This is a genomic window from Kribbella sp. NPDC051770 (genome assembly GCF_040681455.1).
Taxonomy (GTDB): domain Bacteria; phylum Actinomycetota; class Actinomycetes; order Propionibacteriales; family Kribbellaceae; genus Kribbella.
Window position 1 is genome coordinate 45754 of record NZ_JBFAYT010000003.1, and the last position, 26829, is coordinate 72582.

The 26829-nt window shown below is 68.4% G+C and carries 21 protein-coding genes; 13 read left to right on the forward strand and 8 right to left on the reverse strand.

The annotated features are described in order from the left end of the window. Positions 1 to 49: 49 nt before the first annotated feature. On the reverse strand, positions 50 to 850 hold the full coding sequence (locus AB0M01_RS11615; RefSeq protein ID WP_363668207.1) for a TIM barrel protein: 801 nt from the start codon (positions 848 to 850) through the stop codon (positions 50 to 52). A gap of 100 nt (positions 851 to 950) precedes the next feature. On the opposite strand from AB0M01_RS11615, the gene AB0M01_RS11620 reads away from it, so the two are divergent. The 8 genes from AB0M01_RS11620 to AB0M01_RS11655 all read left to right on the forward strand — a co-directional run bounded on the left by AB0M01_RS11620 (position 951) and on the right by AB0M01_RS11655 (position 10711). Next, entirely contained in the window at positions 951 to 3044 is a 2094-nt protein-coding gene (locus AB0M01_RS11620; protein ID WP_363668209.1) for a family 10 glycosylhydrolase, read from the forward strand. Further along, complete coding sequence (locus tag AB0M01_RS11625) at positions 3041 to 3901, forward strand: 2-hydroxy-3-oxopropionate reductase (protein ID WP_363668212.1); 861 nt, start codon at positions 3041 to 3043, stop codon at positions 3899 to 3901. The genes AB0M01_RS11620 and AB0M01_RS11625 overlap by 4 nt, the downstream gene beginning before the upstream one ends. Positions 3902 to 3948: 47 nt before the next feature. Continuing rightward, on the forward strand, positions 3949 to 5883 hold the full coding sequence (locus AB0M01_RS11630) for an alpha-amylase family protein (protein ID WP_363668214.1): 1935 nt from the start codon (positions 3949 to 3951) through the stop codon (positions 5881 to 5883). Between the two features lie 88 nt (positions 5884 to 5971). Beyond that, the gene (locus AB0M01_RS11635; protein WP_363668216.1) at positions 5972 to 7285 is read left to right on the forward strand and encodes an ABC transporter substrate-binding protein; all 1314 of its coding nucleotides are present in this window, start codon (positions 5972 to 5974) and stop codon (positions 7283 to 7285) included. Beyond that, the gene (locus tag AB0M01_RS11640; protein WP_363668218.1) at positions 7282 to 8232 is read left to right on the forward strand and encodes a sugar ABC transporter permease; all 951 of its coding nucleotides are present in this window, start codon (positions 7282 to 7284) and stop codon (positions 8230 to 8232) included. The genes AB0M01_RS11635 and AB0M01_RS11640 overlap by 4 nt, the downstream gene beginning before the upstream one ends. After that, positions 8232 to 9089, forward strand: a complete 858-nt coding sequence (locus AB0M01_RS11645; RefSeq protein WP_363668220.1) for a carbohydrate ABC transporter permease — start codon at positions 8232 to 8234, stop codon at positions 9087 to 9089. The genes AB0M01_RS11640 and AB0M01_RS11645 overlap by 1 nt, the downstream gene beginning before the upstream one ends. Beyond that, positions 9086 to 9988 carry a D-2-hydroxyacid dehydrogenase gene (locus AB0M01_RS11650; RefSeq protein WP_363668222.1) on the forward strand — a complete coding sequence of 301 codons (903 nt, stop codon included), beginning with the start codon at positions 9086 to 9088 and terminating at the stop codon, positions 9986 to 9988. The genes AB0M01_RS11645 and AB0M01_RS11650 overlap by 4 nt, the downstream gene beginning before the upstream one ends. A 57-nt stretch (positions 9989 to 10045) precedes the next feature. Beyond that, on the forward strand, positions 10046 to 10711 hold the full coding sequence (locus AB0M01_RS11655) for a GntR family transcriptional regulator (protein ID WP_363668224.1): 666 nt from the start codon (positions 10046 to 10048) through the stop codon (positions 10709 to 10711). Here the strand turns inward: AB0M01_RS11655 and AB0M01_RS11660 are convergent. Further along, positions 10689 to 11264 carry a dihydrofolate reductase family protein gene (locus tag AB0M01_RS11660; RefSeq protein ID WP_363668227.1) on the reverse strand — a complete coding sequence of 192 codons (576 nt, stop codon included), beginning with the start codon at positions 11262 to 11264 and terminating at the stop codon, positions 10689 to 10691. The two genes, AB0M01_RS11655 and AB0M01_RS11660, sit on opposite strands and share 23 nt — an antisense overlap. Positions 11265 to 11473: 209 nt before the next feature. Between AB0M01_RS11660 and AB0M01_RS11665 the strand changes: the two genes are divergently transcribed. Next, positions 11474 to 12844 (forward strand): FAD-binding oxidoreductase, encoded by a 1371-nt coding sequence (locus tag AB0M01_RS11665; RefSeq protein ID WP_363668229.1) that lies wholly within the window; start codon positions 11474 to 11476, stop codon positions 12842 to 12844. On the opposite strand, the gene AB0M01_RS11670 is transcribed toward AB0M01_RS11665, so the two are convergent. The 3 genes from AB0M01_RS11670 to AB0M01_RS11680 all read right to left on the reverse strand — a co-directional run bounded on the left by AB0M01_RS11670 (position 12841) and on the right by AB0M01_RS11680 (position 14735). Then, a complete protein-coding gene (locus AB0M01_RS11670; RefSeq protein ID WP_363668231.1) occupies positions 12841 to 13515 on the reverse strand; it encodes a methyltransferase domain-containing protein in 675 nt (224 codons plus the stop codon). The genes AB0M01_RS11665 and AB0M01_RS11670 overlap by 4 nt on opposite strands. A gap of 95 nt (positions 13516 to 13610) precedes the next feature. Continuing rightward, positions 13611 to 14150 (reverse strand): dihydrofolate reductase family protein, encoded by a 540-nt coding sequence (locus tag AB0M01_RS11675; RefSeq protein WP_363668233.1) that lies wholly within the window; start codon positions 14148 to 14150, stop codon positions 13611 to 13613. A gap of 15 nt (positions 14151 to 14165) precedes the next feature. Continuing rightward, a complete protein-coding gene (locus AB0M01_RS11680) occupies positions 14166 to 14735 on the reverse strand; it encodes an NAD(P)H-dependent oxidoreductase (protein ID WP_363668235.1) in 570 nt (189 codons plus the stop codon). A gap of 118 nt (positions 14736 to 14853) precedes the next feature. On the opposite strand from AB0M01_RS11680, the gene AB0M01_RS11685 reads away from it, so the two are divergent. Then, entirely contained in the window at positions 14854 to 17880 is a 3027-nt protein-coding gene (locus AB0M01_RS11685) for a BTAD domain-containing putative transcriptional regulator (RefSeq protein WP_363668237.1), read from the forward strand. Here AB0M01_RS11685 and AB0M01_RS11690 read toward each other — a convergent pair. Next, positions 17869 to 18786 (reverse strand): cysteine synthase family protein, encoded by a 918-nt coding sequence (locus tag AB0M01_RS11690; protein ID WP_363668239.1) that lies wholly within the window; start codon positions 18784 to 18786, stop codon positions 17869 to 17871. The two genes, AB0M01_RS11685 and AB0M01_RS11690, sit on opposite strands and share 12 nt — an antisense overlap. Before the next feature lie 4 nt (positions 18787 to 18790). Then, on the reverse strand, positions 18791 to 19222 hold the full coding sequence (locus tag AB0M01_RS11695) for a MarR family transcriptional regulator (RefSeq protein WP_363668242.1): 432 nt from the start codon (positions 19220 to 19222) through the stop codon (positions 18791 to 18793). Positions 19223 to 19315: 93 nt separating this feature from the next. Between AB0M01_RS11695 and AB0M01_RS11700 the strand changes: the two genes are divergently transcribed. Next, a complete protein-coding gene (locus tag AB0M01_RS11700) occupies positions 19316 to 20830 on the forward strand; it encodes an LLM class flavin-dependent oxidoreductase (protein ID WP_363668244.1) in 1515 nt (504 codons plus the stop codon). Between the two features lie 21 nt (positions 20831 to 20851). On the opposite strand, the gene AB0M01_RS11705 is transcribed toward AB0M01_RS11700, so the two are convergent. Further along, positions 20852 to 21478, reverse strand: a complete 627-nt coding sequence (locus AB0M01_RS11705) for a DUF6308 family protein (RefSeq protein ID WP_363668246.1) — start codon at positions 21476 to 21478, stop codon at positions 20852 to 20854. A 225-nt stretch (positions 21479 to 21703) separates the two neighbouring features. Between AB0M01_RS11705 and AB0M01_RS11710 the strand changes: the two genes are divergently transcribed. Both AB0M01_RS11710 and AB0M01_RS11715 read left to right on the forward strand, forming a co-directional pair. Next, a complete protein-coding gene (locus AB0M01_RS11710) occupies positions 21704 to 25846 on the forward strand; it encodes a DUF6531 domain-containing protein (protein WP_363668248.1) in 4143 nt (1380 codons plus the stop codon). After that, positions 25825 to 26223, forward strand: coding sequence for a hypothetical protein (locus tag AB0M01_RS11715; protein WP_363668250.1), 399 nt, complete (start codon positions 25825 to 25827; stop codon positions 26221 to 26223). The genes AB0M01_RS11710 and AB0M01_RS11715 overlap by 22 nt, the downstream gene beginning before the upstream one ends. Positions 26224 to 26829: the final 606 nt, after the last annotated feature.

Genomic DNA, 26829 nt, shown 5'->3' on the forward strand with positions numbered 1-26829 from the left:
CTCAGTCTGCGGCGCAGGGGAGAAAACCGGGCGAAAATCCCCGCAACGATCAGAGCCAGCCGAGGCTCGAGGCGGTGTCGACGGTCGGCTTGTACTCCGCCGCGACGACGCCCTGGTAGCCGGCCAGCCGCAGGGCGTCCAGTACGCCGGCGAAATCCACCGACCCGGAGCCGGGTTCGCCGCGGCCGGGGGAGTCGGCGAGTTGCACGTGCGCCAGGTCTGCGCCGACGGCAGAGGCACACGCGACGAGGTCGACTCCGTTGCTCGCGAGGTGGAACGTGTCGAACAGCAGCGACAGGTTCGGGACGTCCTTCAGCGGTCCGTCCAGCAACCCCAGTACGTCGGTTGCCGTGAGCAACGGATAGGCGCCGTTCAGCCCGGCGGTCAGTGGTTCGATCAGCACCGTCCCACCAACCCCGGCGACAGCGGCAGCCGCCGACCGGATGGCCTCGACCGCGCATGCCTCCTGCTCGGCGGCGGTCCACCGCGCGTCGAGCTGCCCGTACAGGACGTTGAACAGCCGGCAACCGGTTCGCTCCGCGATCTCCACCATCAGCGAGATGTTCGCCGCGAGCTCCTCCTGGCGGTCCGGGTGCGACGCGACGCCGCGTTCGCCGCCGGCGATGTCGCCGCCGTAGAAGTTCAGCGCGCTCAACGAGACGCCCGCCGACTTCAGCGCGGTCACTAACAGATCGACCTCGGCCGGTGACGCGGTCGGACCGGAGAACGGCCACCACGACTCGACCACCGTGAATCCCAGGCGCGACGCCGCGGCGAAGCGGTCCAGGTAGGGCAGTTCGGTGAACAGCATCGACACGTTGGCGCTGACCTCGAAGCCGCGGAAATCCATGCCGAAAAGGCTAGCACCAACTCTTGCCACTCATGCGATCTTGTCTAACAATCTTCTGCAAGCCGACCCCAGGCTTCAGCCGATCCCCAGGAGGAGCCGTATGCGCACCGATCCTGACCAAGCGCCCCTGAGCGCCGACCGGACTCCGGACTGGCCGGAACGGGCCACCCGCTGGGCGCAGATCACGCTGGCCGAGGACGACCCGCTGCACTTCGACGCCGACTTCTGGCTCGGCCTGATGCGCGACAGCCGGTCCAACGCGACCTGCATCAGCGCCGGCGGCTACATCGCCTACTACCCGACGCAGATCGAGTACCACTACCGCAGCAAGTTCCTCGGCGACACCGATCCGTTCGGCACGCTGGTCGACGGCGCGCGCGAGCTCGGGATGAGCGTGATGGCCCGCGTCGACCCGCACGCGATCCACGCCGACGCGGCCGCGGCGCACCCCGACTGGCTGGCCCGCGACAGCGACGGCAATGCGCTGGAGCACTGGGCGCACCCGAACATCTGGCTGACCTGCGCGTTCACCGGGTACCACCGCGAGTTCATCACCGAGGTGGCGCGCGAGATCGTCCGCGAGTACGACGTCGACGCGATCTTCGCGAACCGCTGGGAGGGCTACGGCGGCATCTCGTACAGCGAGGGCGCGCGCCGCTCCTTCCGCGACGAGACCGGCCTGGAGCTGCCCAAGGCCGAGCACCAGGAGAACTGGCACGAGTACGTCGGTTGGCGCCGCCGGCAGCTGAGCCGGCTGGTCTCGATCTGGGACGAGGCGGTCCGCGACGTCCGCCCGCACACCCGGTTCATCCCGAACCTGGGCGCGCTCGCGGCCCGCGACCTCGACCGTGCACTGGTCGAGAAGCACTACCCGATCTTCTTCATCGACAAGCAGGGCCGGTCCGGGACCGAGGCGCCCTGGGCCGCGGGCCGCAACGGCAAGCGCAACCGCGGCGTCTTCCCCGAGCGTCCGGTCCGGCTGATCACGTCGGTCGGTCCCGAGCACCACCAGTACCGCTGGAAGGACTCGGTCGCACCGGCCGAGGAGACCAAGACCTGGATCGTCGACGGGTTCGCGCAGGGCGCGCTGCCGTGGTTCACGAAGTTCAACGCGAGCGTCCCGGACCACCGCTGGGTCCCGCCGGTCGTCGAGGCGTTCACCCTGCACGCGCAGGTCGAGCCGGTGCTGAAGGACCTGAAGATCACCGCCGAGGTCGCGATGCTCGACCCGACCCGGGCCGGCCAGCTCCGGACGCCCGACGGGATCGGCCACGAGGACGGTTTCTACCAGGCGCTGGTCGAGGCGCGGGTTCCGTTCGAGTTCATCTCCGACCAAGAGCTCAAGCCCGAGCGTCTCGATGGCTTCAAGGTGATCGTGCTCGCCAACGCCGAGCAGCTGGGCGACGACCAGCTCACGGCATTGAAGCAGTACGTCGAACGCGGCGGCTCGCTCGTCGCGGCGTACCAGACCTCCCTGTACGATGAGCTCGGCCGCCCGCGCGACGACTTCGGGCTGGGCGACGTTCTGGGGGTGCGCCTCCAGGAGCCGGCGCGGAAGGTGAAGAACAACTACATCGCGCTCACCGGCGAGCACCGGCTGAACCGTGGGTACGACGGGACGACGAGGATCATCGGCGGTTCGCACATCCTCGGCGTCGAGGCGACGGACGACGCGCAGGTGCCGTTCCGGTTCATCCCCGACTTCCCCGACCTGCCGATGGAGGAGGTCTATCCGCGCGAGGCCCCGGACCGGCCCGGGGTCGTGTGCCGCGAGCACGCCGGCGGCGGGCGGACCGTGTACTTCCCGTTCAACCTCGGCGCGATCTTCTGGGAGGCGTTGCAGAGCGACCACGGCCAGCTCGTCGCCAACGCGGTGGCATGGGCCCTGGGCAAGGATCCCGAGGTCACCGTGGAGGGCGCCGGGCTGGTCGACGTCGCGGTTCACCGTGGCCCCCAAGAGGTGGCCGTTGCCCTGGTCAACCTGACGAACCCGATGGCGATGCGCGGCGCGATCCGCGAGACGTTGCCGTTACCCCCGCAAACCGTGTCAGTGGTTGTTCCTGGCAACGAAGTCCGGGCGCGGTTGCTGGTCGCCGACGTCGAGGTCGAGGCAACGGTCGAGAACGGCCGGGCGGTGGTGACGATCCCGACCGCCGGGCTGCTGGAGATCGTGCACCTGGTCTGGAGGTCGTGATGCGGATCGGGTTCGTCGGGCTCGGAGTGATGGGTACGCCGATGGCCGGGCACCTCGCCGCGGCCGGCCACGAGCTGTTCCTCTACCGGGGGCGCGACGGCTTGCCGGGCACACACTGCGGGTCGGCGGCGGAGGCGGCGGCCGAGGCCGAGGTGGTGATCCTGATGCTGCCGGACACGCCGGACGTCGAGCGGGCGCTGTTCGGGGACCAGGGCGTTGCCGAGGGCATCAAGCCGGGATCGCTGGTGATCGACATGAGCTCGATCTCGCCGACGGCGACGAAGGACTTCGCGCAGCGGCTCGAGGGGTGCGACTACCTGGACGCGCCGGTGTCGGGAGGCGAGGTGGGCGCGCAGCAGGCCACGCTGACGATCATGGTCGGTGGGGAGCCGGCAGCGTTCGAGCGGGCGAAGCCGTTGTTCGAGACGCTCGGGAAGAACATCACGCTGATCGGTCCGACGGGCGCTGGGCAGACGGCGAAGGTCGCGAACCAGATCGTCGTCGGGCTGACCATCGAGGCTGTTGCCGAGGCGCTGTTGTTCGCGGAGAAGGCGGGAGCTGATCCGGGCGTCGTACGGGAGGCGCTGATGGGTGGGTTCGCGCAGTCGCGGGTGCTCGAGCTGCACGGTCAGCGGATGGTCGACCAGACCTTCGATCCCGGGTTCCGGATCAGGTTGCACCGCAAGGATCTCAAGCTGGCGATCGAGGCGGCGGCGGAGCTGGACATCGCGCTGCCGAACACTGCCGGCACACAGCAGTTGATGAACGCCGCGATCGCTGACGGGGACGGCGACCTGGACCACTCGGCGCTCCACAAGACGCTTCGGCGCGAGCAGACGGGCGGGCCGCGGTCGTGACCAAGCAGCAGCCCCACCCGCGTCTCTGGTGGCAGGACCCCTTCCGCATGTTCCAGACCAACCTCCGCGAGATCGACGCCGGCCTCGACGTCGACGAGGTGCTCCACTTCCTCGTCGACTTCGGCGCCGACACCTGGCTGCTCAGCGTCGGCGGCATCCTGTCCAACTACCCGACCGACCTCGACTTCCAGACCCGCAACCCCTACCTGTCCGAAAGAGCTTCCGGCGACCTCGTCGGCGACGCCGTCAAGGCAGCGGGCCGGTGCGGCATCCGCGTGATGGGCCGGATGGACTTCTCCAAGATCGACCACCGCCGGGCCGAGCAGCACCCGGACTGGTGCTTCGTCGACGCGGCCGGCGACCCGCAGGTCTACAACGGCCTGACCAGCGTCTGCCCGAGCGGCGACTACTACCAGGTGAAGCTGTTCGACGTACTCGACGAGGTCCTCGACCGCTATCCCGTCGACGGCTTCTTCTGCAACTGGATGTCGTTCAACGAGGTCGACTACAGCCGCGTCTACCGCGGTGTCTGCCACTGCCTGGCCTGCATGAGCCGGTACGCCGAGTACGCGCCGGGCGAGAGCCTGCCCGAGGACAAGGAGTCGCCGGGGTACGAGACCTGGCAGCAGTTCTCCCGCGAGATCCTCGCCGATCTCACCGGCCGGATCCGCGACCACCTCGCTCGCCGCCGGCCCGAAGCGCCGCTGGTGCTGGGCGACCGCGCCGACATCGTGTTCCACGAGGCGAACAACGCCGTCGGCCGGCCGCTGTGGCACCACCGGACCAGCGAGGCGGTCAGCTCCGCGAAGAGCTTCCGCCCAACCGTCCCGGTGCTGACCAACTCGGTCGGTTTCGTCGATATGCCGTACCGGATGGCCGGCGAGGAGCCGCACCACTTCGCGCAGTACCTCGTGCAGGCGATCGCGCGCGGCGCCAACCCGTCGACGTACATCATGGGAACGCCGAAGGACAACCCGTACGGGTGCCTGAAGGTCGCCGGGGAACTGACTCGATTCCATCGCGATCACCACGACGTCTACCGTCGGCTGGTCCCCGCGGCCGGGACGCTGCTGGTCCGGCCGGACCAGTTCAAGCCCGGCGCGATCCGCGAGTTCCAGGGCCTGTACCTCGCGCTGCTGCAGCGGCACGTCCCGTTCGAGGTGCTGCCCGAGGAGCGGCTCGGCGACATCGAGCTCAGCCGGTACGACGTGGTGGTGCTGCCCGATCTCGGGCCGCTCGGGCGCGGGATCGCGCCCGCGCTCGACCGCTACTGCCGCGCGGGCGGCGCGATCGTTGCTACCGGCAACAGCGGCGTGGTCGCCGAGGAGATCCAGCTCGAATGTCTCCCGGCCGAACGGCGGCTGGCCAGCCACGACACCGAGGAGGCCGTCCGGTCGCTGCACCTGCGGACCGAGTACGGCGTCGTCCCGGTGGTCGGGGCGTTCGACCTGGTCGAGCCGTCGCCGGACGCCGAGATCGGGCAGAGAGCGCTCTCCCGTGCTCCCTACGGGCCGCCGGAGAAGTGCTACGGGCACCTCGAGCTGGAGCACGCGGGACGGCTGCGGGCGTCGTACGGGCGGGGGCGGGCGGTGATGCTGCCGTGGACCGTGGGGCGGGCGTACCGCGAGGTCGGGCTGAGTGCGCATCGCGAGCTGGTCGTCGACGAGGTGCTGTGGGCGGGTGGGCAGCAGATCGGGACCGGGCTGCCCGAGCAGGTGGAGATCGTGGTCGGGCGGTCGGCGGCCGGGCAGGTGATTCATCTGCTGAACAGGTCGGGGGATGCCGATCAGCGGTTCGCGGAGCCGCTGCCGATTGCGCCGACCTGGCTGAAGCTGCCCGCCGAGACCAGCGAAGCCGCCGGAGTCGCCGAAGCCGGCGAAGCCGCCGAGGTCCGGGCCCTCCGGGCCGGCGTACAGCTGCCGGTCGTCGACGGCCACGTCGAGCTCCCACCGATCGGGCTCTTCGAGACGCTTGTCTTTTGACAAATTGTCAAACAACTATGCATGACCTCTTGACCGTCATGTGCCAGAACCAAACAATGAACCCACCCTGAGGAAACAGGAGACCGTGATGACCGGACTGGATCGGCGAGGGTTCCTGAAGCTCGCCCTGGGTACGACGGCGGCGAGCCTGTCCGTGGCGGCGGTGGCCGGCTGCGGCGGGAGTGGTGGGGGCGGCGAAGCCGGCGGCAAGACCACGCTGCGCTACGCCTGGTGGGGCAACAACATCCGTCAGCAGAACTACACTAAGGCGCTGCAGCAGTTCAGCGCCGCGAACACCGACATCGGGATCGAGCCCGAGTTCGCCGAGTACACCGCGTTCCAGGAGCGGATGACCACGCAGATCGCGGCCCGCGACGTCCCGGACATCTTCTGGATCGCGTCGCCGCAGGTGATGACGTACGCGAAGAGCAAGCTGTACCGCAAGCTCGACGACGTCCCGACGCTGAACTGGGGCGACTACAGCAAGGAGGACCTGGAGACCTTCAAGCTGGGCGGCGAGCTGAACACGGTCCCGTTCGCGATCTTCGTGCCGGTGATCCGCTACAACGAGACCGTCGCCAAGGCTGACCAGGTCACGCTGCCCGCGGACGGCGCGGGCTGGAACTGGAACGCGCTCTCCGAGTTGCTGATCTCGTACAGCAAGAACAACCCCGGCAAGCGCAAGGGCACGCCGTACGCGCCCGACCACGATCTCACCTTCGAGGCCTGGCTGCGGCAGCACGGCGAGCAGCTGTGGACCGAGGACGGGCAGGTCGGCTTCACCGCCAATGGCCTCGGCAGCTGGCTGGAGTGGTGGGAGAAGCTGCGCAAGGCCGGGGCCGCGCTGTCGCTCAGCGAGCAGGAGGGCATGGGTCCGGACTGGGCGCAGGTCGGCAAGAAGGTCCTGGTGAACTTCGGCAACTCCAACCACATCATCGACGACGCCAAGATGTTCCCGACCGAGAAGTTCCGGCTGCGCACGATGCCGGCCGACGCGGATGCCGTTGCCGGGCACAAGTACCTGTACTTCCCGCGGATGGCGATCTACCAGCGCATCGACGACGACAAGCTCGAAGCGGCCGGCAAGGTGCTCGACTACAACGTCAACAACCCGGAGATGCTGAAGACGGTCCGGCTGACGATGGGTGCGCCGACCAACCCGAAGGTCGCCGAGGCCGCCGGTGCGTTCGCCAGCCCGGACGAGAAGGAGATGCTCGCGGTGGTCGCGACCGACCGCGCCGCGCAGCGCAAGCCGCGGTACGAGGCGCCGCCCGGGTCGAGCACCTGGCGGACCACGATGGCCCGGATCTGCGAGGAGATCGCGCTCGGCAAGCGCAGCGTGTCCGACGGTTCGGCGAAGATGATCGAGGAGATCGCGGCCGGCATCAAGCGGGCGCAATGACGCTGCTGACCGACCGCGAGCAAGCGGTCGAGGAACCACCGAAGCCGAAGGGCAAGCGGCCCGTCTTCCATCTCAACCGGCAGGGCCGGGCCGCGCACGTCTTCCTGATCCCGTGGCAGCTCGGCTTCCTGCTGATCACCGCGGTGCCGCTGTTCGCGTCGCTCTACCTGGCCTTCACCGACTACGACATCCTGAACCCGCCGGAGTGGTCCGGGCTGGAGAACTTCCGGCGGATGGTGCACGACGACCAGTTCTGGGCGTCGGTGAAGGTCACGCTGGTGTACGTCGTGGTGTCGGTCCCGCTGCAGCTCGGGTTCGCGTTGCTGCTGGCCCTCATCCTGGATCGCGGGCTGAGCGGGCTGGCCTTCTACCGCAGCGCGTTCTACCTGCCGTCGCTGCTCGGGACCAGCGTCGCGATCGCGATCCTGTGGCGGGAGATCTTCGGCGACGCGGGCCTGATCAACAAGGGCCTGGCGGTGATCGGGATCGACGGCGAGAGCTGGCTGCAGAATCCCAGCACCGCACTCGCGACACTGATCATCTTGAACGTGTGGACGTTCGGCTCGCCGATGGTGATCTTCCTGGCCGGGCTGCGGCAGATCCCCGACGAGCTGTACGAGGCGGCGAAGGTGGACGGCGCGGGCGTCGTACGGACGTTCACGCACGTGACCGTGCCGCTGCTGACCCCGATCATCTTCTTCAACCTGATCCTGCAGACGATCGGCGCGTTCCAGACCTTCACCCAGGCCCACATCATCAGCGGCGGCACCGGCGGCCCGGCGAACTCGACGCTGTTCTACACGCTGTACGTGTACCAGCAGGGATTCGTTGCCTTCGACATGGGCTACGCCTCCGCGCTGGCCTGGGTGCTGATGGCCGTGATCGGGCTGGTCACCGCGCTGCACTTCGTCGCGTCCAAGTACTGGGTCTTCTACGGAGACAACTGATGACTCTGACCACGGCGCCGCTCTTACGTGAGCGGCGGATCAAGTCAGCGCTCAAGCACACCGGCCTGCTGATCTTCGTCGCGTTCATGATCTACCCGCTGGTCTGGATGGTGGTCAGCGCGTTCAAACCGGCCGACCAGATCCTCACCGACCCCGGGCTGATCCCGAAAGACCTGACCCTGGACAACTTCAAGGACGGCTGGCACGCACTGAACCGGCCGTTCTCGGTGTTCTTCCTGAACTCGCTGCTGGTCACCGTCGGCTCGATCGTCGGCAACCTGTTCAGCTGCTCGCTGACGGCGTACGCGCTGGCCCGGCTGCAGTTCCGGATGCGCAAGGTGTACTTCGCGATCACGCTGGCCTCGGTGATGCTGCCGTTCCACGTGCTGGTGATCCCGCAGTACATCTTCTTCTCCCAGCTCGACCTGGTGAACACCTACTGGCCGCTGCTGATCCCGAAGTTCCTGGCCACCGACGCGTTCTTCGTGTTCCTGATGGTGCAGTTCATCCGGACACTGCCGCGCGAGCTCGACCGGGCGGCCTGGATCGACGGCGCCGGGCCGTTCCTGACCTTCTGGTACGTCGTCCTGCCGCTGATGCGGCCGGCCCTGGTGACCACGACGATCTTCACCTTCATCTGGACCTGGAACGACTTCTTCGTGCCGCTGATCTACTTGACCCGGACGCAGGTGTTCACCGTGCCGGTGGCGCTGAACTCGATGGTCGACTCGGAGACGCAGAGCGGGGTGGGCATGCTGTTCGCGATGTCGCTGCTGTCGTTGCTGCCGATCCTGGTCTTCTTCGCCTTCGCCCAGAAGTACCTGATCCGGGGTATCGCGACGACGGGACTCAAATGATTGTTGTCATTGGCAAGCACCGGTCGGACCTGGTGGAGATCGCCGGGGACCAGCTGCTGTTCACCGAGGGCTGGGACGGCGTCCCGCTGGACTCGGTCGAGGCGGTGATCGGGCGGGTGCCCGGCGAGCTGCTGGCGCGGATGCCGAAGCTGCGCTGGGTGCACAGCCCGGCCGCGGGCGTCGACGCCGATCTCTCGCCGGAGATGCTCGCGTCGGACGTCGTGCTGACGTCGTCGGTCGGCAACGGCGCGATCCCGCTCGCGGAGCACTCGATGCTGCTCATGCTGATGCTGAACCGGGAGGTGCCGCGCTGGCTGAAGGCGCAGGCCGAGCATCGGTGGGAGCGCTTCACGCACGGGGAGCTGGCCGGGCTGACCCTCGGCATCTACGGGCTCGGGCATTCCGGCCTGGACCTGGCCCGGAAGGCCGAGGCTTTCCACATGCGAGTGATCGGCGTACGGCGTCGCGTCGGCGAGCCTTCGCCGTACGTCGAGCAGGTGTCGTTCGAGACGCTGCTCGACGAGTCGGACTTCGTCGTGGTGACCGCGCCGCGGACCCCGGAGACGGCCGGCCGGTTCGGGGCCGCGGAGTTCGCGCGGATGAAGGCGTCGGCTTACTTCGTCTGCATCTCCCGGGGCGGGATCGCGGACGACGACGCGCTGCTCGACGCGCTCCGGACCGGGCAGATCGCCGGCGCCGGGCTGGACGCGCACGGGGTCGAGCCGCTGCCGCCGGAGAGCGCGTTCTGGGATCTCCCGAACGTGATCGTCACGCCGCACAACGGCGCGACCAGCACCGGGACGGCCCGGCGTGGCGAGCAGATCGTGCGCGAGAACCTGGGACGCTTCCTGTCAGGGCAGGAACTCGTGAACATCGTCGACAAGTCTGCGGGGTACTGAGCCGGGGTTGGATGGCCCGTACACTTGCCTGACCAATCGAGGGGAAGGGGGTGCCCGGTGGGTACCGAATCGAGTCTGGAGCTCGGGCCGTCCTCGCTGACCGAGGCGCTCTACGAGTCGGTGCGCAAGCGCATCGTGAACGGCGACATCCCGCAGGGGGAGAAGCTCACCGAGGTGCGGCTGGCCGGCGAGTACAACGTCGCCCGGCCGACCGCGAAGGCCGTGCTCGAACGGCTCACCGCGCTCGGGCTGCTGCGGCGTACGGCGCACAAGACCGCCGTCGTGCCGACCCTGGACGAGGAGGAGATCCGCGACCTCTTCTTCAGCCGGACCACGATCGAGCAGGCCGCGGTCTCGACGCTGGCGACCGGCGGCGAGGTCCCGCCGGCCGCGGCCAAGGCGCAGATCGCGATCGAGTACGCCGCCCGCGACCAACTGTTCGAGAACCAGGTCGAGGCCGACATCGCCTTCCACAGCGCGCTGGTCGCCGGCGTCGGCAGCCGGCGGCTGTCGCGGATGCACGAGCTGATCATCGGCGAGGTGCACCTGACGATGGGCCAGTACCAGGCGCACCGGACCGCGAAGCCGTCGACCGTCGCCGCCGAGCACGCGGCGATCCTGGACTCGATCGAAGCCGGCGACCCGGTGCGCGCGGCCGAGCACATGGCGTACCACCTGGAGCAGGCGCAGGGCCGGCTGCTCAGCTCGCTGCGGAAGGACTGACCTCGTGATGCAGTAGGACCGTGCGGCCGTCGAGGACGCGCGACTCCTTCAGCGGCAGCTCGATCCGCGGGGCGCCCGGCTGGTGCACCGGCTTGCCACCGCCGAGCACGACCGGGTGCACGATCACGTGGTACTCGTCGAGCAGCCCGAGCTCGGCCAGCGAGTGCGCGACGCTCGCGCTGCCGGTGATCAGGATGTCGCCGCCGGGCTGCTCCTTGATCGCGCGGAGGTCCTCGGCACGGCGTACGACGGAAGTGTTCCAGCTCTGGTCGTCGTCGAGCGTCGTCGAGAGCACCAGCTTCGGCGTCTTCAGCCACACCGGCGCGAACTCCTGCACGTGCTGCTCGTCGGGCTGCAGGTCGAGCGCGTGCGGCCAGTACGACGACATCATTGTCCACACGGTGCGCCCGTACAGGAACAGGTCCGACCGCGCGGCCAGCCCCATCGAGTAGGCGCCGAGCTCCGGCCCGAGCTGGGCCCAGTCGAACTCGCCGTTGGGGCCCTCGATGAACCCGTCCAGCGACTGGTGCACGTAGTACATGGTCTTGCGCATCGTCCTGCTCCTTCGGCTTGGTTGCCTTCTGGTCGGAGCCGGTCGGGCTGCTTTGACATCGGCTGCGGGATTGATTTCGGGAGCTTGCGGCGGGAAGGTCGAAGGACAGGGGTTGAGGTCCGGCACTGCTCTTCGGGGGCTGCCGGTCGGGGCGGGTGGCTGGGGGATCGGCCGGGGACGTGTGATGCCCGTACGGCTGTGGAGGAGTCATGGGCGAGTACACGATCGAGGACCTGCGGGAGCGGACCCGCGGCGCGGTGATCGCCGAGGGCGATCCGGCGTACGACGAGGCGCGCAAGGTCTACAACGCGATGATCGACAGGCACCCACGCGTGGTCGTGCGGTGCGAGAACGCGGGCGACGTGATGGCGACCGTCGCGTTCGCGCGGGAGAACGGGCTGGATCTGGCGGTCCGGGGTGGTTCGCACAGCGTGCCGGGCTTCGGGACGGTCGACGACGGTGTGGTCTGCGACCTCGGCGCGATGCGGGCGGTGCGGGTCGATCCGGTCACCCGGACGGCGCGGGCGCTCGGCGGGGCGACGTGGGGTGACTTCAACGCCGCCACGCACGCGTTCGGGCTGGCGACGACCGGCGGCATCATTTCGACCACCGGCGTCGGCGGGCTGACGCTCGGCGGCGGCATCGGCTACCTGGCGCGCGGCCTCGGGCTGTCCTGCGACAACCTGATCTCGGCCGACGTGGTGACCGCGGACGGCCGGTTCCTGATCGCCAGCGAGAAGGAGCACGAGGACCTGTTCTGGGCGCTGCGTGGCGGCGGTGGCAACTTCGGCGTCGTGACCGCGCTGGAGTTCCGGCTGGAGCCGGTCGACCAGGTGTACGGCGGCCCGATGCTGTTCGAGATGTCCGACGCGGCCGCGGTGGTGGCCGGATTCCGGGACCTGATCAAGGACGCGCCAGAGGCGCTCGGCGGATTCCCGGCGTTCCAGCTCGCGCCGCCGCTGCCGTTCATCCCCGAGGACCGGCACGGCGAGCCGTTCTGCCTCATCGTCGGCTGCTGGGCGGGCGATCTCGGCGAGGGCGAGGCGAGAATCGCCCGCTTCCGCGAGTTCGCGCCAGTGGTCGCCGAGCACGTCGGCCCGATGCCGTACCCGGCGCTGAACGCGGCCTTCGACGGGCTGGTCCCGCCCGGCCTGCAGCACTACTGGAAGGCGAACTTCGTCACCGAGCTGACCGACGAGGCGATCCAGGCGCACCTGCGGCACGCGCCCGGCCTGCCGGCGGTGAACTCGACCGTGCACATCTACCCGATCGACGGCGCCTGCCACCGGGTCCCCGCCGACGCGACGGCCTTCGCGTACCGGGACGCGAACTTCGCGACGGTGATCGCGGGGATGTGGCCGGACCCGGCGCGCAACGACGCGAACGTCGAGTGGGTGCGCTCGTACTACGACGACGTCGCGCCGCACTCGGAGTCCGGCGGCTACATCAACTTCATGGCCGACGACGACCAGGGCCGGATCGCCGACAACTACAAGGACAACTACGCGCGGCTGGTCGACGTGAAACGGGCCTACGACCCGGACAACCTCTTCCACCTGAACCAGAACATCGCACCCTAGGTCGCGTCCCAGATCATCGCGTGGGCGTTGCCGACCCGGGTGAAGGTGGCGTCGGGGAACGCTTCGGCGTACAGCTTCTCGAACTGTTCCCGGCTCAGGTAGCGGTCGCTGACGCGGTGGTCGAGCCAGGGACCGGTCGACAACCGGAAGATCTCCCAGGCCTCGCGGGCGTCACGGCGGACGAGGTTGCGCAGCAACTTGCGCACCTCGTTCCCGTACAGGCGCCAGCGGGGGTTGGCCGCACGCGGCGAGACGGTGTCGACGAGGACCACCCGGCCGCCGGGGCTGGTCGCAGCCCTGATCCGGGAGAGCGCTCCCTCGAGATCAGTGACGTGGTGGAGAGTGGCGACGCTGAGGACCAGGTCGTAGCGGCCGTCGACGTCGCAGAGATCGCTCTCCAGGTAGAAGATGTTGCTCCGGGCCCGTTTCCCGCGGGCCAGCCGGATCATCGCGCCGGACAGGTCGTATGCGTCGACGCGGTCGAAGCGCTCAGCCAGGAGAACGCTGTGCCGGCCGGCGCCGCAGCCGAGCTCGAGCGCGTTCGCCGTACGGCGTACGTCGCCGAGAACCGACGGCAGCCAGACGCCGACCGGGTCGTCGGTCAGCTCCGCGAGCCGGTCGTAGCGCTCGGCGAGCCGGTTGAACGACTGCGCTTCTTCCCAGGTCAGCATCCGGTTCTCCCTCATGGAGATGAGATGCCTGGGGCCCCGGATCCGTTGGCTGCCGCGGGAACGGATCGTCGACTCCGTTCCCGCGCGGCCGGTGATCAGGCCTTCGGGGCCAGCTTGTGGACGACGATGCCGGACTTGAAGGTGGTGGTGTCGAGCAGCTCCAGGTGGGTGGCGGCCAGGTCCTGGCCCTGGAACATGTGCTCGCCCTGGGCGACCACCGGGAAGATCCAGAAGTGGTACTCGTCGACCAGCTTGTTCTCCAGCAGGGTGCGGGAGAACTCGCCGGTGCCGAACTTCAGCAGGTCGCCGCCCTCGCCCTCCTTGACCTTGCGGACCGCTTCGGCGGTGTCGCCCTGCAGCAGCTCGGCGTTCCAGGTCGTCTCGGTCAGCGTCCGGGAGGCGACGTACTTCGGCATCGAGTTGAACTTGTCGGTGTACGGGTCGCCGCTGCGGGTCGACCAGACCTCGGCGAAGGACTCGTAGGTCTCCCGGCCGAGCAGCAGGGCCTCGGTGTTCTCCATCAGCTTCATGCTGTAGCCGGAGTGGTCGTCGTCCCAGTACGGCGCGCTCCACAGGTGCGGGTCGGAGATGACGCCGTTGAGGGAGACGAAGGTGCTTTCGATGATCTTGCGCATGACAGGTGGTTCCTCTCAGGGTTGGTACGGCGTGTGGAGGCGGGCCGTGCGGAGTGCGGCGGCCCACCAGACGAGCTGGTCGAGCGTGGTCTTGACGGCGTGCTCGTAGCCTGACCCCGGGCGGGGCCAACTGCCGTCGGCGGCGAACTGCTCCCAGTAGCAGGGCAGGGCCACGGTGTTGCGGATGGCGACAGCGTGCAGCTCGGTGAAGACCTGCCGCAGCTGCGCGGCGGCGTACAGGCCACCGGTCTCGCGGCCGTAGCTGACGATGGCGACCGGCTTGGCGTGCCACTCCTCGTAGTACCAGTCCAGTGCCGTCTTCAGCGGTGCCGGGAAGCTGCTGTTGTACTCCGGCGTCACCACCACGAAGGCGTCCGCGGCAGCGAGCCGGGGAGCCAGTACGGCGACCTCGGCGGGCATCGGCTCGTCGGTGTCGGTCAGTACCGCCGGCAGCTGGGTGGCGGCCAGGTCGATCAGGTCGATGGTGAGCTCTGCTCGCTTGGCTGCCTGGTCGGCGAACCAGTGGGCCACCGTGGGGCCGAAGCGTCCGCTCCGGGTGCTGGCGACGATCACTGCGAGTCTCATGTCCACCTCCTTCGTTCTGGCGTCTTGCTGCGTCTTGCTGCTGAGGAGGACTCTGCCGGAGAGGGTTTACGGTTTCTTTCCGGTCCGTTGCGGACGGCCCGAAATGTAGGGTGCGGCCATGCGATTCGGGGTGCTGGGGCCGGTGGCGGCGTGGACGGACAGTGGCGAACCGGTCACTGTGCCGGGCCTGAAGGTGCGGGCGCTGCTGGCCGACCTGCTGCTGCACGAGGGGCGTCCGGTGCCGGCGGACCGGTTGCTGGACGACCTGTGGGGCGACGACCTGCCCGGCAACCCGTCCGGCACGCTGTCGGCGAAGGTGTCCCAGCTGCGGCGAGCGTTCGACGACGCGGAGCCCGGTGCGCGGGCCCTGGTGGTCTCCGGTCCGGCGGGCTACTCGCTGAAGGTCGACAGTGCCACGTACGACGCGCTGCAGTTCACGGCGTACCTGGAGCAGGGGCGGCTGGAGGAGGCGCTGGCGCTGTGGCGCGGACCGGCGTACGCGGACTTCGCTGACGAGGCGTTCGTGTCAGCAACCGTCGCGCGGCTGAGCGAGCTGCGGCTGGGAGCGCAGGAGTCCTGTTGTACTGACGTCAGCGTGCTGGCCTCGCTGGTGGCTGAGCATCCGTTGCGGGAGAAGCTGAGAGCCGCACACATCAAGGCGCTCTACCAGGCTGGCCGGCAGAGCGAGGCACTCGACAGCTACGAGCAGCTGCGGGTGCTGCTGGCGGAGGAGCTCGGGCTGGACCCCAGTCCGGAGCTGGTTGCGCTGCAGCAGTCGGTGCTGACGCAGGACCTGCCGCGGCGTCGCAACAACCTCCCGGCGCAGCTGACGTCGCTGATCGGCCGGGACGAGGCGCTGGCCGAGATCGACCGGCGGCTGTCGGAGGACCGGCTGGTGACGCTCACCGGCCCCGGTGGGGTCGGCAAGACCCGGCTGGCGATCGCTGCGGCCACTGCCGCGGCTGGGCGGTTCCGCGACGGGGTGACGCTCGTGGAGCTGGCCGGTATCGCGTCGGACGCGCTGGACATCAGCGGATCGTTGACCGACGCGCTGCAGGTTGCGCTGGATCTGCGGGACACGGGTGGGGTCGACGCCGTGGACCACTTGGCCGGCGTACTGGGGGAGCGGTTGCTGGTGCTCGACAACTGTGAGCACGTGATCGGTGAGGTTGCTGCGCTGACCGATCGGTTGCTGGCGGCTGCGCCGTCGCTGCGCGTGCTGGCGACCAGCCGGGAGCCACTGGGGCTCACTGGCGAGGCAGTGTGGAACGTGCCGACGCTGGCGGTTCCTGCGCCGGGCTCTGCTGTTGAGGAGTCCACTGCTGTGCAGCTGTTTGTGGCAAGGGCCTCTGCGGCGGACCGTGCTTTCCAGCTCTCGGTTGAGAACGCGTCGGCGGTCGCTGTGCTGTGTCGGCGGCTCGACGGGATTCCGCTGGCGCTGGAGCTGGCAGCGACCCGGGTGCGGGCACTGGGCGTTGCTGGGCTCGTGGCTCGGCTCGACGACCGGTTCCGGTTGCTGGCGACCGGGCATCGGGGTGCGGCGCCGCGGCAGCAGACGCTGATGGCGATGATCGACTGGTCGTGGGAGCTGCTGAGCCCTGAGGAGCAGGTGGTGCTGCGGCGCCTTGCTGTGCACGCTGACGGCTGTACGCCGGAGGCGGCCGAGGCGGTCTGCGGGGGCGATGTGCTCGACGTACTGGTTCGGCTGGTCGACCGGTCGCTCGTCGTACCGGTGGCTGGTGCTGACGGGATGCGCTACCGGTTGCTGGAGTCAGTGGCGGCGTACTGCGTGGACAAGCTGCACAAGGCCGGCGAGTACGAGTCGATGCGGGCGCTGCACCGGCAGTACTACGTGGAGTTTGCTGCCGTCGCGTCTGCTGGTTTGTACGGCGCTGAGCAGGGTGTGTGGCTGCAGCGGCTGGATGACGAGTCCGGGAACCTGCGGAGTGCGCTGGACGGGGCTGTTGCTGCTGGGGACGACGTGCTGGCTCAGCGGCTGGTGTCGTCGCTCGGCTGGTACTGGTTCCTGCGCGGGCGCTTCGCTGAGGCTCGGCGGTCGATCGAGTCGGTGCCGGAGACGCCTGAGCTGACAGCGTGGCTGGCGGGGTACCTGTATCTGCAGGGCGACAAGGAGGCTTTCGCCGTACGGGACCGGTGTCTGGCGGAGGTCGGACCGCGGTCGGTGCTGTGGATGGCCTTGCACTGCAGCGATTTCGGCGACCTGCCACAGGCGCTGGCGATGCTGGAGCGGTGTCTGGTGGAGTTCACCGAGTCTGGCGACCGGTGGGGGACTGCTGCGGTGCTGGCTGCACGGGCGAAGCATGCGCATGTCGCTGACGACCTGCCGGCGCTGCAGAAGGATGCTGCGGAGAGTGCTCGGCTGTTTCGGGCGCTGGGCGATCGGTGGGGGCTGCTGCAGGCGACCAGCTGGCTAGGGGCGCATGCCGAGCTCGTGGGCGACTTCCGTGGCGCCGTGCGGTTGCACACCGAGGGGCTGCGGATGGCCGAGGAGCTGGGGCTGTGGCCGGACGTGGCGGGGGAGTACGGCTGGCTGGGGTGGACGGCCGTGCGAGAGGGCGACTACGCGCAGGCGGCGGCGTACGGGGAGCAGGCGTTTCAGCTGGCGATGGAGCAGGGCAACCGGCCGCTGGAGTCGCTCGGTGCGTTGGTGCTGGGGTTTGCTGCTCGGCGTAGCGGTGATCTGGTCGCTGCGGAGGAGCGGTTGCAGGCGCTGATCGACGAGGCGCGGCGGCAGAGCGAGCCGGTGCTGTACCTGTCGATTGTGCTGGACGAGCTCGGGTTCCTGATGGAGGTGCGTGGGGAACTGGCGCGGGCTCGTGCGCTGCATGCGGAGGCCTACGAGCTGTCGGCGGAGCAGCAGTCGCGTCGGGCGATGTGCTGGTCGCTGGAAGGCATCGCGGGGACGCTGGTGCCCGGCTCCCCGGCTGTCGCCGCACGCCTGCTCGGCGCGATCGCCGCAGCGCGGGCGGCCGACGGAGGCCCTCCGGCCACGCCGGCTGAGGAGGCTGACGGGCAGCGCATCGCGCTGGCGACTCAGTCGGCGCTGGGTTCGCAGTACGCCGAGGCGTTCGAGGCGGGCCGGTTGCTGACGCTGGAAGAGGCCTACGCGCTCTCAGGCGTATAGGTCTCCGTTGAGGTACTTGAGCCCGGTGTCGGCGGCTACAGTCACGACTGTCTTCTCGGGCGGTAGCTCGGCGGCTAGCTGGATCGCGCCGAGGATGTTGAGGGCTGACGAGGTACCGGCGAAGACGCCGTCGCGCTGAGCGAGTGGCTTCACCAACTGGCGCGCCTCGGCCTCGTCGATCGCGCGGGCTTCGTCGTACGCCGTGCTGGTGAGTAGTGGCGGGACGATCCCGGTGGCGAGGCCCTCGACGCGGTGCGGGCCGCCGTACCCGCTGGTGAGGATCGGGGAGCTTGCCGGCTCCAGTGCGACGAGTCGGCCGGTGCTGGAGCGGATGGTCTGGCCTACGCCGACCAGCAGGCCGCCGGTGCCGACGCCGGCGGTGAAGACGTCGATGCTGGGGAGCTCGGCGAGCAGCTCCTGGCCGAGCACGTTGTAACCGCGGAGAGCGTCGGTGTTGTTGAACTGGTCGGTCCAGAAGGCGCTGTCGCGCTCGACGACGCGATCGACCTCCGCGCGCATCCTGACGAACAGGTCGGGGGTGATCCTGCCGTGCTCGCTCGGTACGACGATCAGGTCGGCGCCGAACGCACGGATCGTGCGCAGCTTCTCCTCGGCGAACGCGTCCGACGACACGACGGTCAGCGGGTAGCCCTTGACCGCGCAGACGAACGCGAGCGACGAGCCGGTGCTGCCGCCGCTGAACTCGACGACGCGCTGCCCCGGTTGGAGGATGCCTTTCGTCTCGGCGCCCTCGATCATGGCCAGCGCCATCCGGTCCTTGTAGCTGCCGGTCGGGTTGCCGCCCTCGAGCTTGACCAGGACCTGCGCGACGCCGTCGGGCACGGTGTTGCTCAGGCGGACCAGGGGAGTCGCGCCGATCGCCTGGAGGGCGGAGTGCAGGATCATCTGGTCAGTCTGCGAAGACAGCGGGGGCGTCGGCAACTATTCGCCGCAACGTCCCGGTGAACTGGTCCCGCTCCGCCGCGGGAAGTTCAGTGAGGAGCTGCTCCAGCTTCTTGGTCAGCTCGTCGTGGAACCGCTGGAGGGCGTCCATGCCTTCGTCCGTCAGCACGACCTTCACCGCGCGCCGGTCCTGCGCGTCCGGCCGGCGTACGACGAGACCGCGGTGCTCGGCGCGGTCGACCAGGCCGGTCAGGCTGGAACGCTCGACGCCGAGCGTCGCGGACAGCTCGGCCATCCCGGTCGGGCGGTTGCCGAGGGAGCAGAGCATCTGCGCCTGGGCGGTGGTCAGGTCGCAGCCGCGGCCGACCTCGGCGTACAGGGTGTGCACGAGGTGGGTGAGGCGGACCAGGCTGCTCGCGGTGCTCAGCGTCTCGTCCATGGTGGTGCTCCCTGACTTGTGATTGTTCGTGGTGCGAAGTAATTTGTTCGTCAGGGTAATAGTACGTGGTACGAACTAGTTGTGGGAGTGGACGTGGATTACGGGCACGAGTTGGTCTTCGGAACGTTCCTGACACCGGCGATCGATCAGGTCGACCGCGTGATCGCCCTCGCCCAGCTGACCGAGCAGGCCGGCCTCGACCTGGTTACGCTGCAGGACCACCCGTACCAGCCTCGGCTGGCCGACGCGTGGACGCTGCTGAGCGTGATCGCCGCCCAGACGCGAACCGTCCGCGTCGCGACGAACGTCGCGAACCTGCCGTTGCGGCATCCCGTCGTCCTCGCCCGCAGCGTTGCGTCCCTCGACCTGATCTCCGGTGGTCGCGTCGAGCTCGGCCTGGGGGCAGGCGGCTTCCGCGAGGCCGTCGCCGCGAACGGCGGCCCGTCGTTGACCGCCGGCCAGAGCATCGCCGCCCTCGAGGAGGCGCTGGCGATCATCCGCGAGGTCTGGAAGCCCGAAGGCGGCGGCATCCGCCTCCCCGGCAAGCACTACTCGCTGACCGGCGCCAAGCGCGGCCCCGCGCCGGCCCACCCCGTCGAGATCTGGCTGGGCGCCTACAAGCCCCGCATGCTCGCCCTCACCGGCCGCCTGGCCGACGGCTGGCTCCCCTCCAGCGGCTACGTGGGCCCCGAAGCCCTGCCGTCTCTCAACAAGCAGATCGACGAAGCCGCTGTCGCCGCCGGCCGAAACCCGTCAGCCATCCGCCGCCTCTACAACCTCTCCGGCACCTTCGCGGGCTCCGGCGGCTTCCTCCAGGGGCCTGAGTCGTTGTGGATCGACCAGCTGACCGAGCTGACGCTGTCGGAGGGCATGAGCACGTACATCCTCGCCTCCGACAACCCGGACGACATCCGCCGCTTCGCTGAAGTAGCTGAGGGTGTGAAGGAGTCGGTTGCTGCGGCTCGTGCTGGTGAGAAGAAGACGGCGACGGTTGCTGCACCTGTTGCGAGCAACTTCACCGTCGTACCAACTGCTCCGCCAGCGTCGCGGCGAAGCGCAGTACAGGTCTGGGACGAGTCAGCTCGCCCCACTGGACCAGCGCTCGACCCCGAGCGCACCTATACGCCGTACCAGCTCTCCTCGGGCGAGCACCTCATCCAGGTGCACGACCACCTGCGAGCTGAGCTCGAGCAGATCCACGACCTGGTGGAGCAGGTGGCAGCCGGCCAGCTAGGCGTCGGCGCCGCCCGCTCCCACATCAACACCATGACCATGCGCCAGAACAACTGGACCCTCGGCACGTACTGCGAGTCCTACTGCCGCCTCGTCACCACACACCACTCCATCGAGGACGCCTCGCTCTTCCCGAGGCTGCGCCGTGCCGACGACCGCCTCAAACCAGTCGTCGACCGCCTGCAGGAGGAGCACCTCGTCATCCACGACGTCCTCGAGAACGTCGACAAGGCGCTGGTGAACCTGGTCTCCGGCGAAGGCACCCTGGACGACCTCCGCGCTGCCGTCGATCTGCTCGACGACACCCTGCTGTCCCACCTGTCCTACGAGGAGCGCGAGCTCGTCGAACCGCTGGCCCGCCTCGGCGTCATCTAGACCGCCGGTACGCCGTACCGCCTACTTCGCCTCACCCAGCAGCGACGCGAGGATGTCCAGCAACCGCAACGTCGGCGCCTCCGACAACACCTTGGCCGCCGAAGTGGCCGGCTCCGCGATCAACCGCACCTGTAGCGCCTTGAAGTCCCGTACGTTCGCCGGGTGCACCAGATCCCGGTGTACCGCCGCGAGGAACTCCGCCCCCGCGGAAGCGTCGCTGTACGTCATCCGGATGAAGCTGTCGCTGACCGGGAAGAGATAAGGCCGCTTCAGGTGCAGCAGCTTCGCCTTCTTCGCGTGCCCGAACCCGCGATGCCCCGAGAACTTCTCGTCCAGCGCGATCGCCGCGTCGAACAGCTCCGACCCCGGCGCCGCGTCCTCCAGCTTCGCGTCCACCGGAATCGCCGCGAACTCCTTGTCCGCGTCCACCTCCAGCAACCACGGGATGTCCAGCGCGCGCAGGTCCGACCCGATCACCATCGTCCGCGCGAGATCCTCCAGCGTCACCTTGTCCGGCTCCGACCCACCGACCGTGGTCAGCCCCGGAAGCCCGTCGTAGTACCGCAGCACCGCGCCGTTGGACTCACAGTAGATCCGCAACTGCGCGATCGCCTCATCCACGACGATCTTCCGACTACCGATGTTCATGAGCCACACCCTCACACTCTTGGTGGCGAACCCGCCAGCCGGATTGGGCGATCCGACCGGGAATCCGATCAAATCCGGATGCGGTGCATCGTAGGGGAAAGCACCCCCGCCCCGCCCACAGGGTGACGTCCACCTCCGTCCACAGCCCGCATCTCCCACCCCCGTAACCGCCAGCAATCCCCGTAAACTCTCTGTGACCAGATTCCCGGCGATCGGAGAGAGCAAATGCGGCCTGCCCAACGCGCACTCTGTCTCCTCCTCGCGCTGCTGCTCGTCCTCCCGTGGACCACCCAGCCCGCTGCAGGCGCTCCGCGCGAGGACGGCCTCTGCATCCACGTCGACGTGAGCGTCACCGCGGACGGCGAGTTGCTCACCAAGGGCCCGCAGATCGCGAGCGACGGCGGTTTCGGTCACGCCGGGACCGGTCAGACGTTCACGTTCACGGCCCGCACGTTCGCCGCGTCGATGAGCATCTGCGCCATGCTGGAGACGGACGCCCGCACCTGGGAGATCAGTTCCTGGCCCTGCGCCAACCAGCCGAGACCGAAGCCTGCCCGGACTCAGTCGCTGACCTGGTCGGTGGATCTCCCGCTCGACTGCGACGTCCCGTCCTCACCCGGCCTGCTCGGTGCGTCCGTCACCAACGGCAAGGCCGCGGCGAGCGGCGAGGTGTTCATCTACGCCGGCGCCCCAGGCTTCGCCCTCCCCGACAAGCAGGCGCGAGGCCTCTTCGGTCCGTTCGCGATGCAGTCGGATCCGGTGAACTCCCTGACTGGCGGCCTCACAGCAGTCGAGACCGATGCCGCGGTCACCGGTCTCGGCGTCCCGCTGAGCGTCGACCGAACCTACAACTCGAACGACCCGGCCACCGGCCCGCTCGGCCCAGGCTGGCGTACGTCGTACTCGGACAAGCTCGTCCTGGCCGCCCGCTCCGCGACGTACCAGGCTTCGGACGGCCGCGAGATCGCCTTCACGCAGAGCGGCACCGGCTTCGTGATCGAGCCAGGTGCCGCGCGCCTCACGCTCACGCGCTCGGGAACCGACTACCTGCTGACCGACATCGACCAGCAGCAGATGCGGTTCTCGTCGACCGGCGAGCTGCTGTCGATCCTGGACCGTAACGGTCAGGGCGTGACCATCACCCACGACTCTGGTCGCGTCAACACGGTCACGAACGGGCAGCGATCGCTCGAGTACACCTACGACAACACCGGTCTCCTCACCGCGGTGGTGCTGTCGGCGCCCTCGACCGAGCCGCGCAGAGTCCAGTACGAGTACGCCGACGGCAAGCTCGCCGCCGTCACGTCGCCGGGTGGCTTGCGCACGGAGTACGGGTATGACGATGGCCGGCTGACCACCGAGAAACCTGGCGACGCGAGCCGCCCGACGGTGACGACCGAGTACGACGGCGAAGGCCGGGTGGTCAGCCAGACCGATGGCAAGGGCGCCAAGAGTTCGTGGACCTGGGAGACCAGCGGGATCCGTGGCAGGTCCACGATGACCGACCCGACCGGCGGTCGCTGGATCAACGAGTACGAACGGAACTGGCTGGTCCGCCAGACCGACCCCACTGGCGTCAAGGTCACCTTCCACTACGACTCCATGGGCAACCTGATCCGTGTCTTCGACCCGCTGGGTCACGGCGCCCGGCACACGTACGACAGGTTGGGCCGTGTCACCAGCTCGACCGACGCAGGCGGCTTCACCACTCGACGCGCGTACGGTGCCTCGAACGACCCGGTCTCGACGACAGATCCACTTGGGCGCCGGTCGACCTTCAGCTACGACAGCCGTGGCAACCTGGTCGCTTCGTCCTCCGCAGGCAAGACCTCGTCGGTCACCTACGACACTCGCGGCCTGCCGCTGTCGACGCGCGACGTGCTCGGGCGAACGACTCGGTTCGCCTACTCGCCTTCCGGTGATCTGACGGCCGTGACCGATCCGGCCGGGAACGTCACGAGGTACGAGGTCGACGGGTGGGGCCGGATCGTGAAGGTCACCGGCCCGCGCAAACAGACGACCATGCTCACGTACTCGGCCGACGACCAGCCCCTCGAGTCGCACGGTCCGTTGGGCCAGAGCTCCCGCCTGGACTACGACAGCCGTGGCCGACTCTCCACCTCGACCGACGCCCGCGGTGGCACGACCCGCTACCGGTACGACGACGCCGGCCAACTGGTCGGCGTCACCGCACCATCCTTGCCAGAAGCGACCGCTGAGTTCGACGCCTCGGGCCGCGTGACCAAACGGACCGACGCGAGCGGCCGAGCCCAGACCTCCGAGTACGACGCCGCCGGGCGGCTCACCGCAACGACGTACGGTGGCCGCACCTGGCGCTTCACCCACGACAAAGCCGGCCGCCTCATCCGTACGACGCTCCCGTCCGGCAAGTCGGCGTCCTTCACCCTCGACGCCCGGGGCGCGATGACCCGCGTCGACTACTCGGACAAGACGCCGTCGAACACCTTCACCTGGGACGCCGCGGGCCGCCGTACGACGATGACCGACGCTGGTGGCACGACCCGCTTCACCTACGACGCCTTCGACCAGCTGACCTCCGCCAGTCGACCCGGCTCGACAGTCGCGTACAGATGGGACTCTGCCGGCAACCTCGCAGCCCGCACCGCCGCCGGGCACACGGAGAGCTATACCTGGGACGCCGTCAACCGCCTCACCTCCGCCAAAGTCGACGGCAAGCCCGCCGCCACCTACACGTACGACGTAGCGCGCGGCAAGATCACCAGCCGGCGCCCGTCCGGCCTGACCGAAACCCGCAGCTACGACCTCCGCGGCCGCGAAACCGAGCTCCGCCTCACCCAGCCCGGCAAACCCGTCCGCACGGTCGTGTCGTCGTACGACCCCGCAGGCAACCTCGTTCTCACCAACGACTCCGTCGCAGGCAAATCCGCCTACACCTACGACCCCCTCAACCAACTGACCGCCGTCTGCTACGACGTCGACCAGTGCACCGACGACGCCAAGGACTACATCCGCTACGCCTACGACGGCGCCGGCAACCGCACCTGGGAAGAACGCCCCACCAGCACCAAGTGGTCCCTCTTCGGCGCCGGCAACGAACTCCAAGCCTCGATCATCGCCCCCAACACCTACCCGCGCGACCCGCCGCGCGCCACCTTCAACACCTACGACCCCGACGGCAACCTCACGTCCGACGGCACCACCACCTACACCTGGACCGCCTCCGGCAAACCAGCCACCTCAACCACCGCCACCACCAAAACCACCTACACCCACACCGCGGACGGCCGCCGCCTCACCCAGTCCACCGCAGGCAAGACCACGAGCTACCTCTGGGACCCTCTCTCACCCCAGATCCTCAGCACCACCACCGCCCAATCCACCACCCGCCACACCTACGCCCGAGGCCTCCTCACCACCACAACCTCCGGCCGATCAACCACCCACACCACCACGCCCACCGGCACCGTCCTCCCAACCACCACCGAACCCCACCCGTACGAGCCCTTCGGCGCCAAACGACCTCTCACACCCACCCACCCCTCGGTCCCCACCCCACCGGCTCCCTCCCCAGCCTTCACCGGAGCCCTCCAACTCCCCACCGGCAACTACCTCCTCGGCCAACGCGAGTACAACCCCACCACCGGCACCTTCCTCTCCCCAGACCAAGGCGCCTCCTCCCACCCGTACTCCTACGCCGGCAACAACCCCCTGACCCGCACCGACCTAACCGGCCTCGACGACATCAACGGCACCCTCACCGACGTCTCCAACATCTCCGGCTGGATCTCCATCGGCACCATCGCCGCCGCCGTCGGTTGCACCATCTACCGGCCTTGCGCGCCGGCGATCCCGATCTTGATGCAGGTGTCGTCAGCAACCGGTGTCGTGTCCGGCGTGGCCGGAGGCGCCCTGTCGGCAGAAGCCTGTGTCGTCAAGGGCAACTGTTCTCATCTCGCAGGAGAACTCGCGATCGCCGGGCTGGCGAGCCGCCTGCCAGGTGGAAAGGTGGCTGGACGGTTCCCGACGATGTCCGGCCGCGCAGCGTTTGGTGGTGCGGACCACGCGATGAAGAACATGCTCAAGTACTCTGATCGAAATCCGAAGGAAGGGTTCTACGACATCCTTGGCCACGGATCCCCTGATGACATCGCTGGTCAGTCGGCGAGCGAGATCGCTGCAAAGGTGAGACCTGTGTACGGCGGGCAGGACATTCGGCTGCTGTCCTGCTGGACTGCCTGTCCATCGGGGTCCTTCGCCCAAGACCTGGCCGACGAACTTGGTGTGCGCGTGCTGGCGCCGACTACCGAGATCGGTGCATCCAACAGCGGCAAGACTCTGGACATCTACGACGGAGGGACCTGGCTGTGGTTCGAGCCGAGAAAGTAACCCTGAGGCTCATCGGCTACTGGCAGGGTCCAATGGCCCAAGATTGGCCAGACGTTCACGACTTCGTTGACCCGGATTGGGACGCCGAGGAGCGCGAAGCCGTTGGAGAATACTTGGCGACCGGAGTCGTCTTCCGCGGATTCGGTGGGGTCTCCACCTGCCGCTTCTGCGGAGAGCCGAACGGCGCACTGGAGTTGACGGATGGTCAGTGGTACTGGCCGGATGGTCTGCAGCACTACGTCACCGAGCACGACGTCCGCCTTCCGAACGCTTTTGTGAGTTACGTGCTCGCGAGGATGGATGAACTCGAGGTCGTCGAAAGAGACGTTGATTGGTGGCGATCTCAGTCACCAGCGAAAGACGCTGACGGGACATAAGCCCCCAGGTCGCCGACTTGAGGTAGAGGCGGCGCCGGTTGCCGGCGCGGAGACAGTGTCCAGTCCGTCCCGCCAGCGAGTACTCCGTCCGCTCCACCCAGCGCGGGTGTCAGCTCCGTAGGTCCGCCGGCGCTTCCTTGAGCGGGGCTCCGGCTCCGTCCAGGTTGGTGCCCTTAAGTTGGTCCAGCATATTGACGCTGCAGGCGAGCAACTGCCTGGTCGACCCAGGGGTCTGGGGCGGCTTCAACCGAGCGATCGCAAATCTTCTGGTTGGACCGCCGATGACCAGACTGGGTTCTCGTCCATCCAGGGAGTCGCTGATGAAGTTGGCCCGCATCGGTTATTGGTCAAACGGCGACGGACGGATCGTTCGGCGTCGTGACAATCCTGACGAAGCAGGTGCTGTGATGTTCGAGTGTCCGGTGTGTTTCACCGAGGTTCTGGGGGTGAAGCCGTACGAGATCTGGCCGCCGCCTCCTGGGCTGATCATCCATCCTCCGTACCAGGACTACCTCGGACGTCCGTCGTACGAAGTCTGTCGCAGGTGCGGATTCGAGTTCGGAAACGATGACAATCCGGGGACTGCCCCACCGTCGACATTTGAGG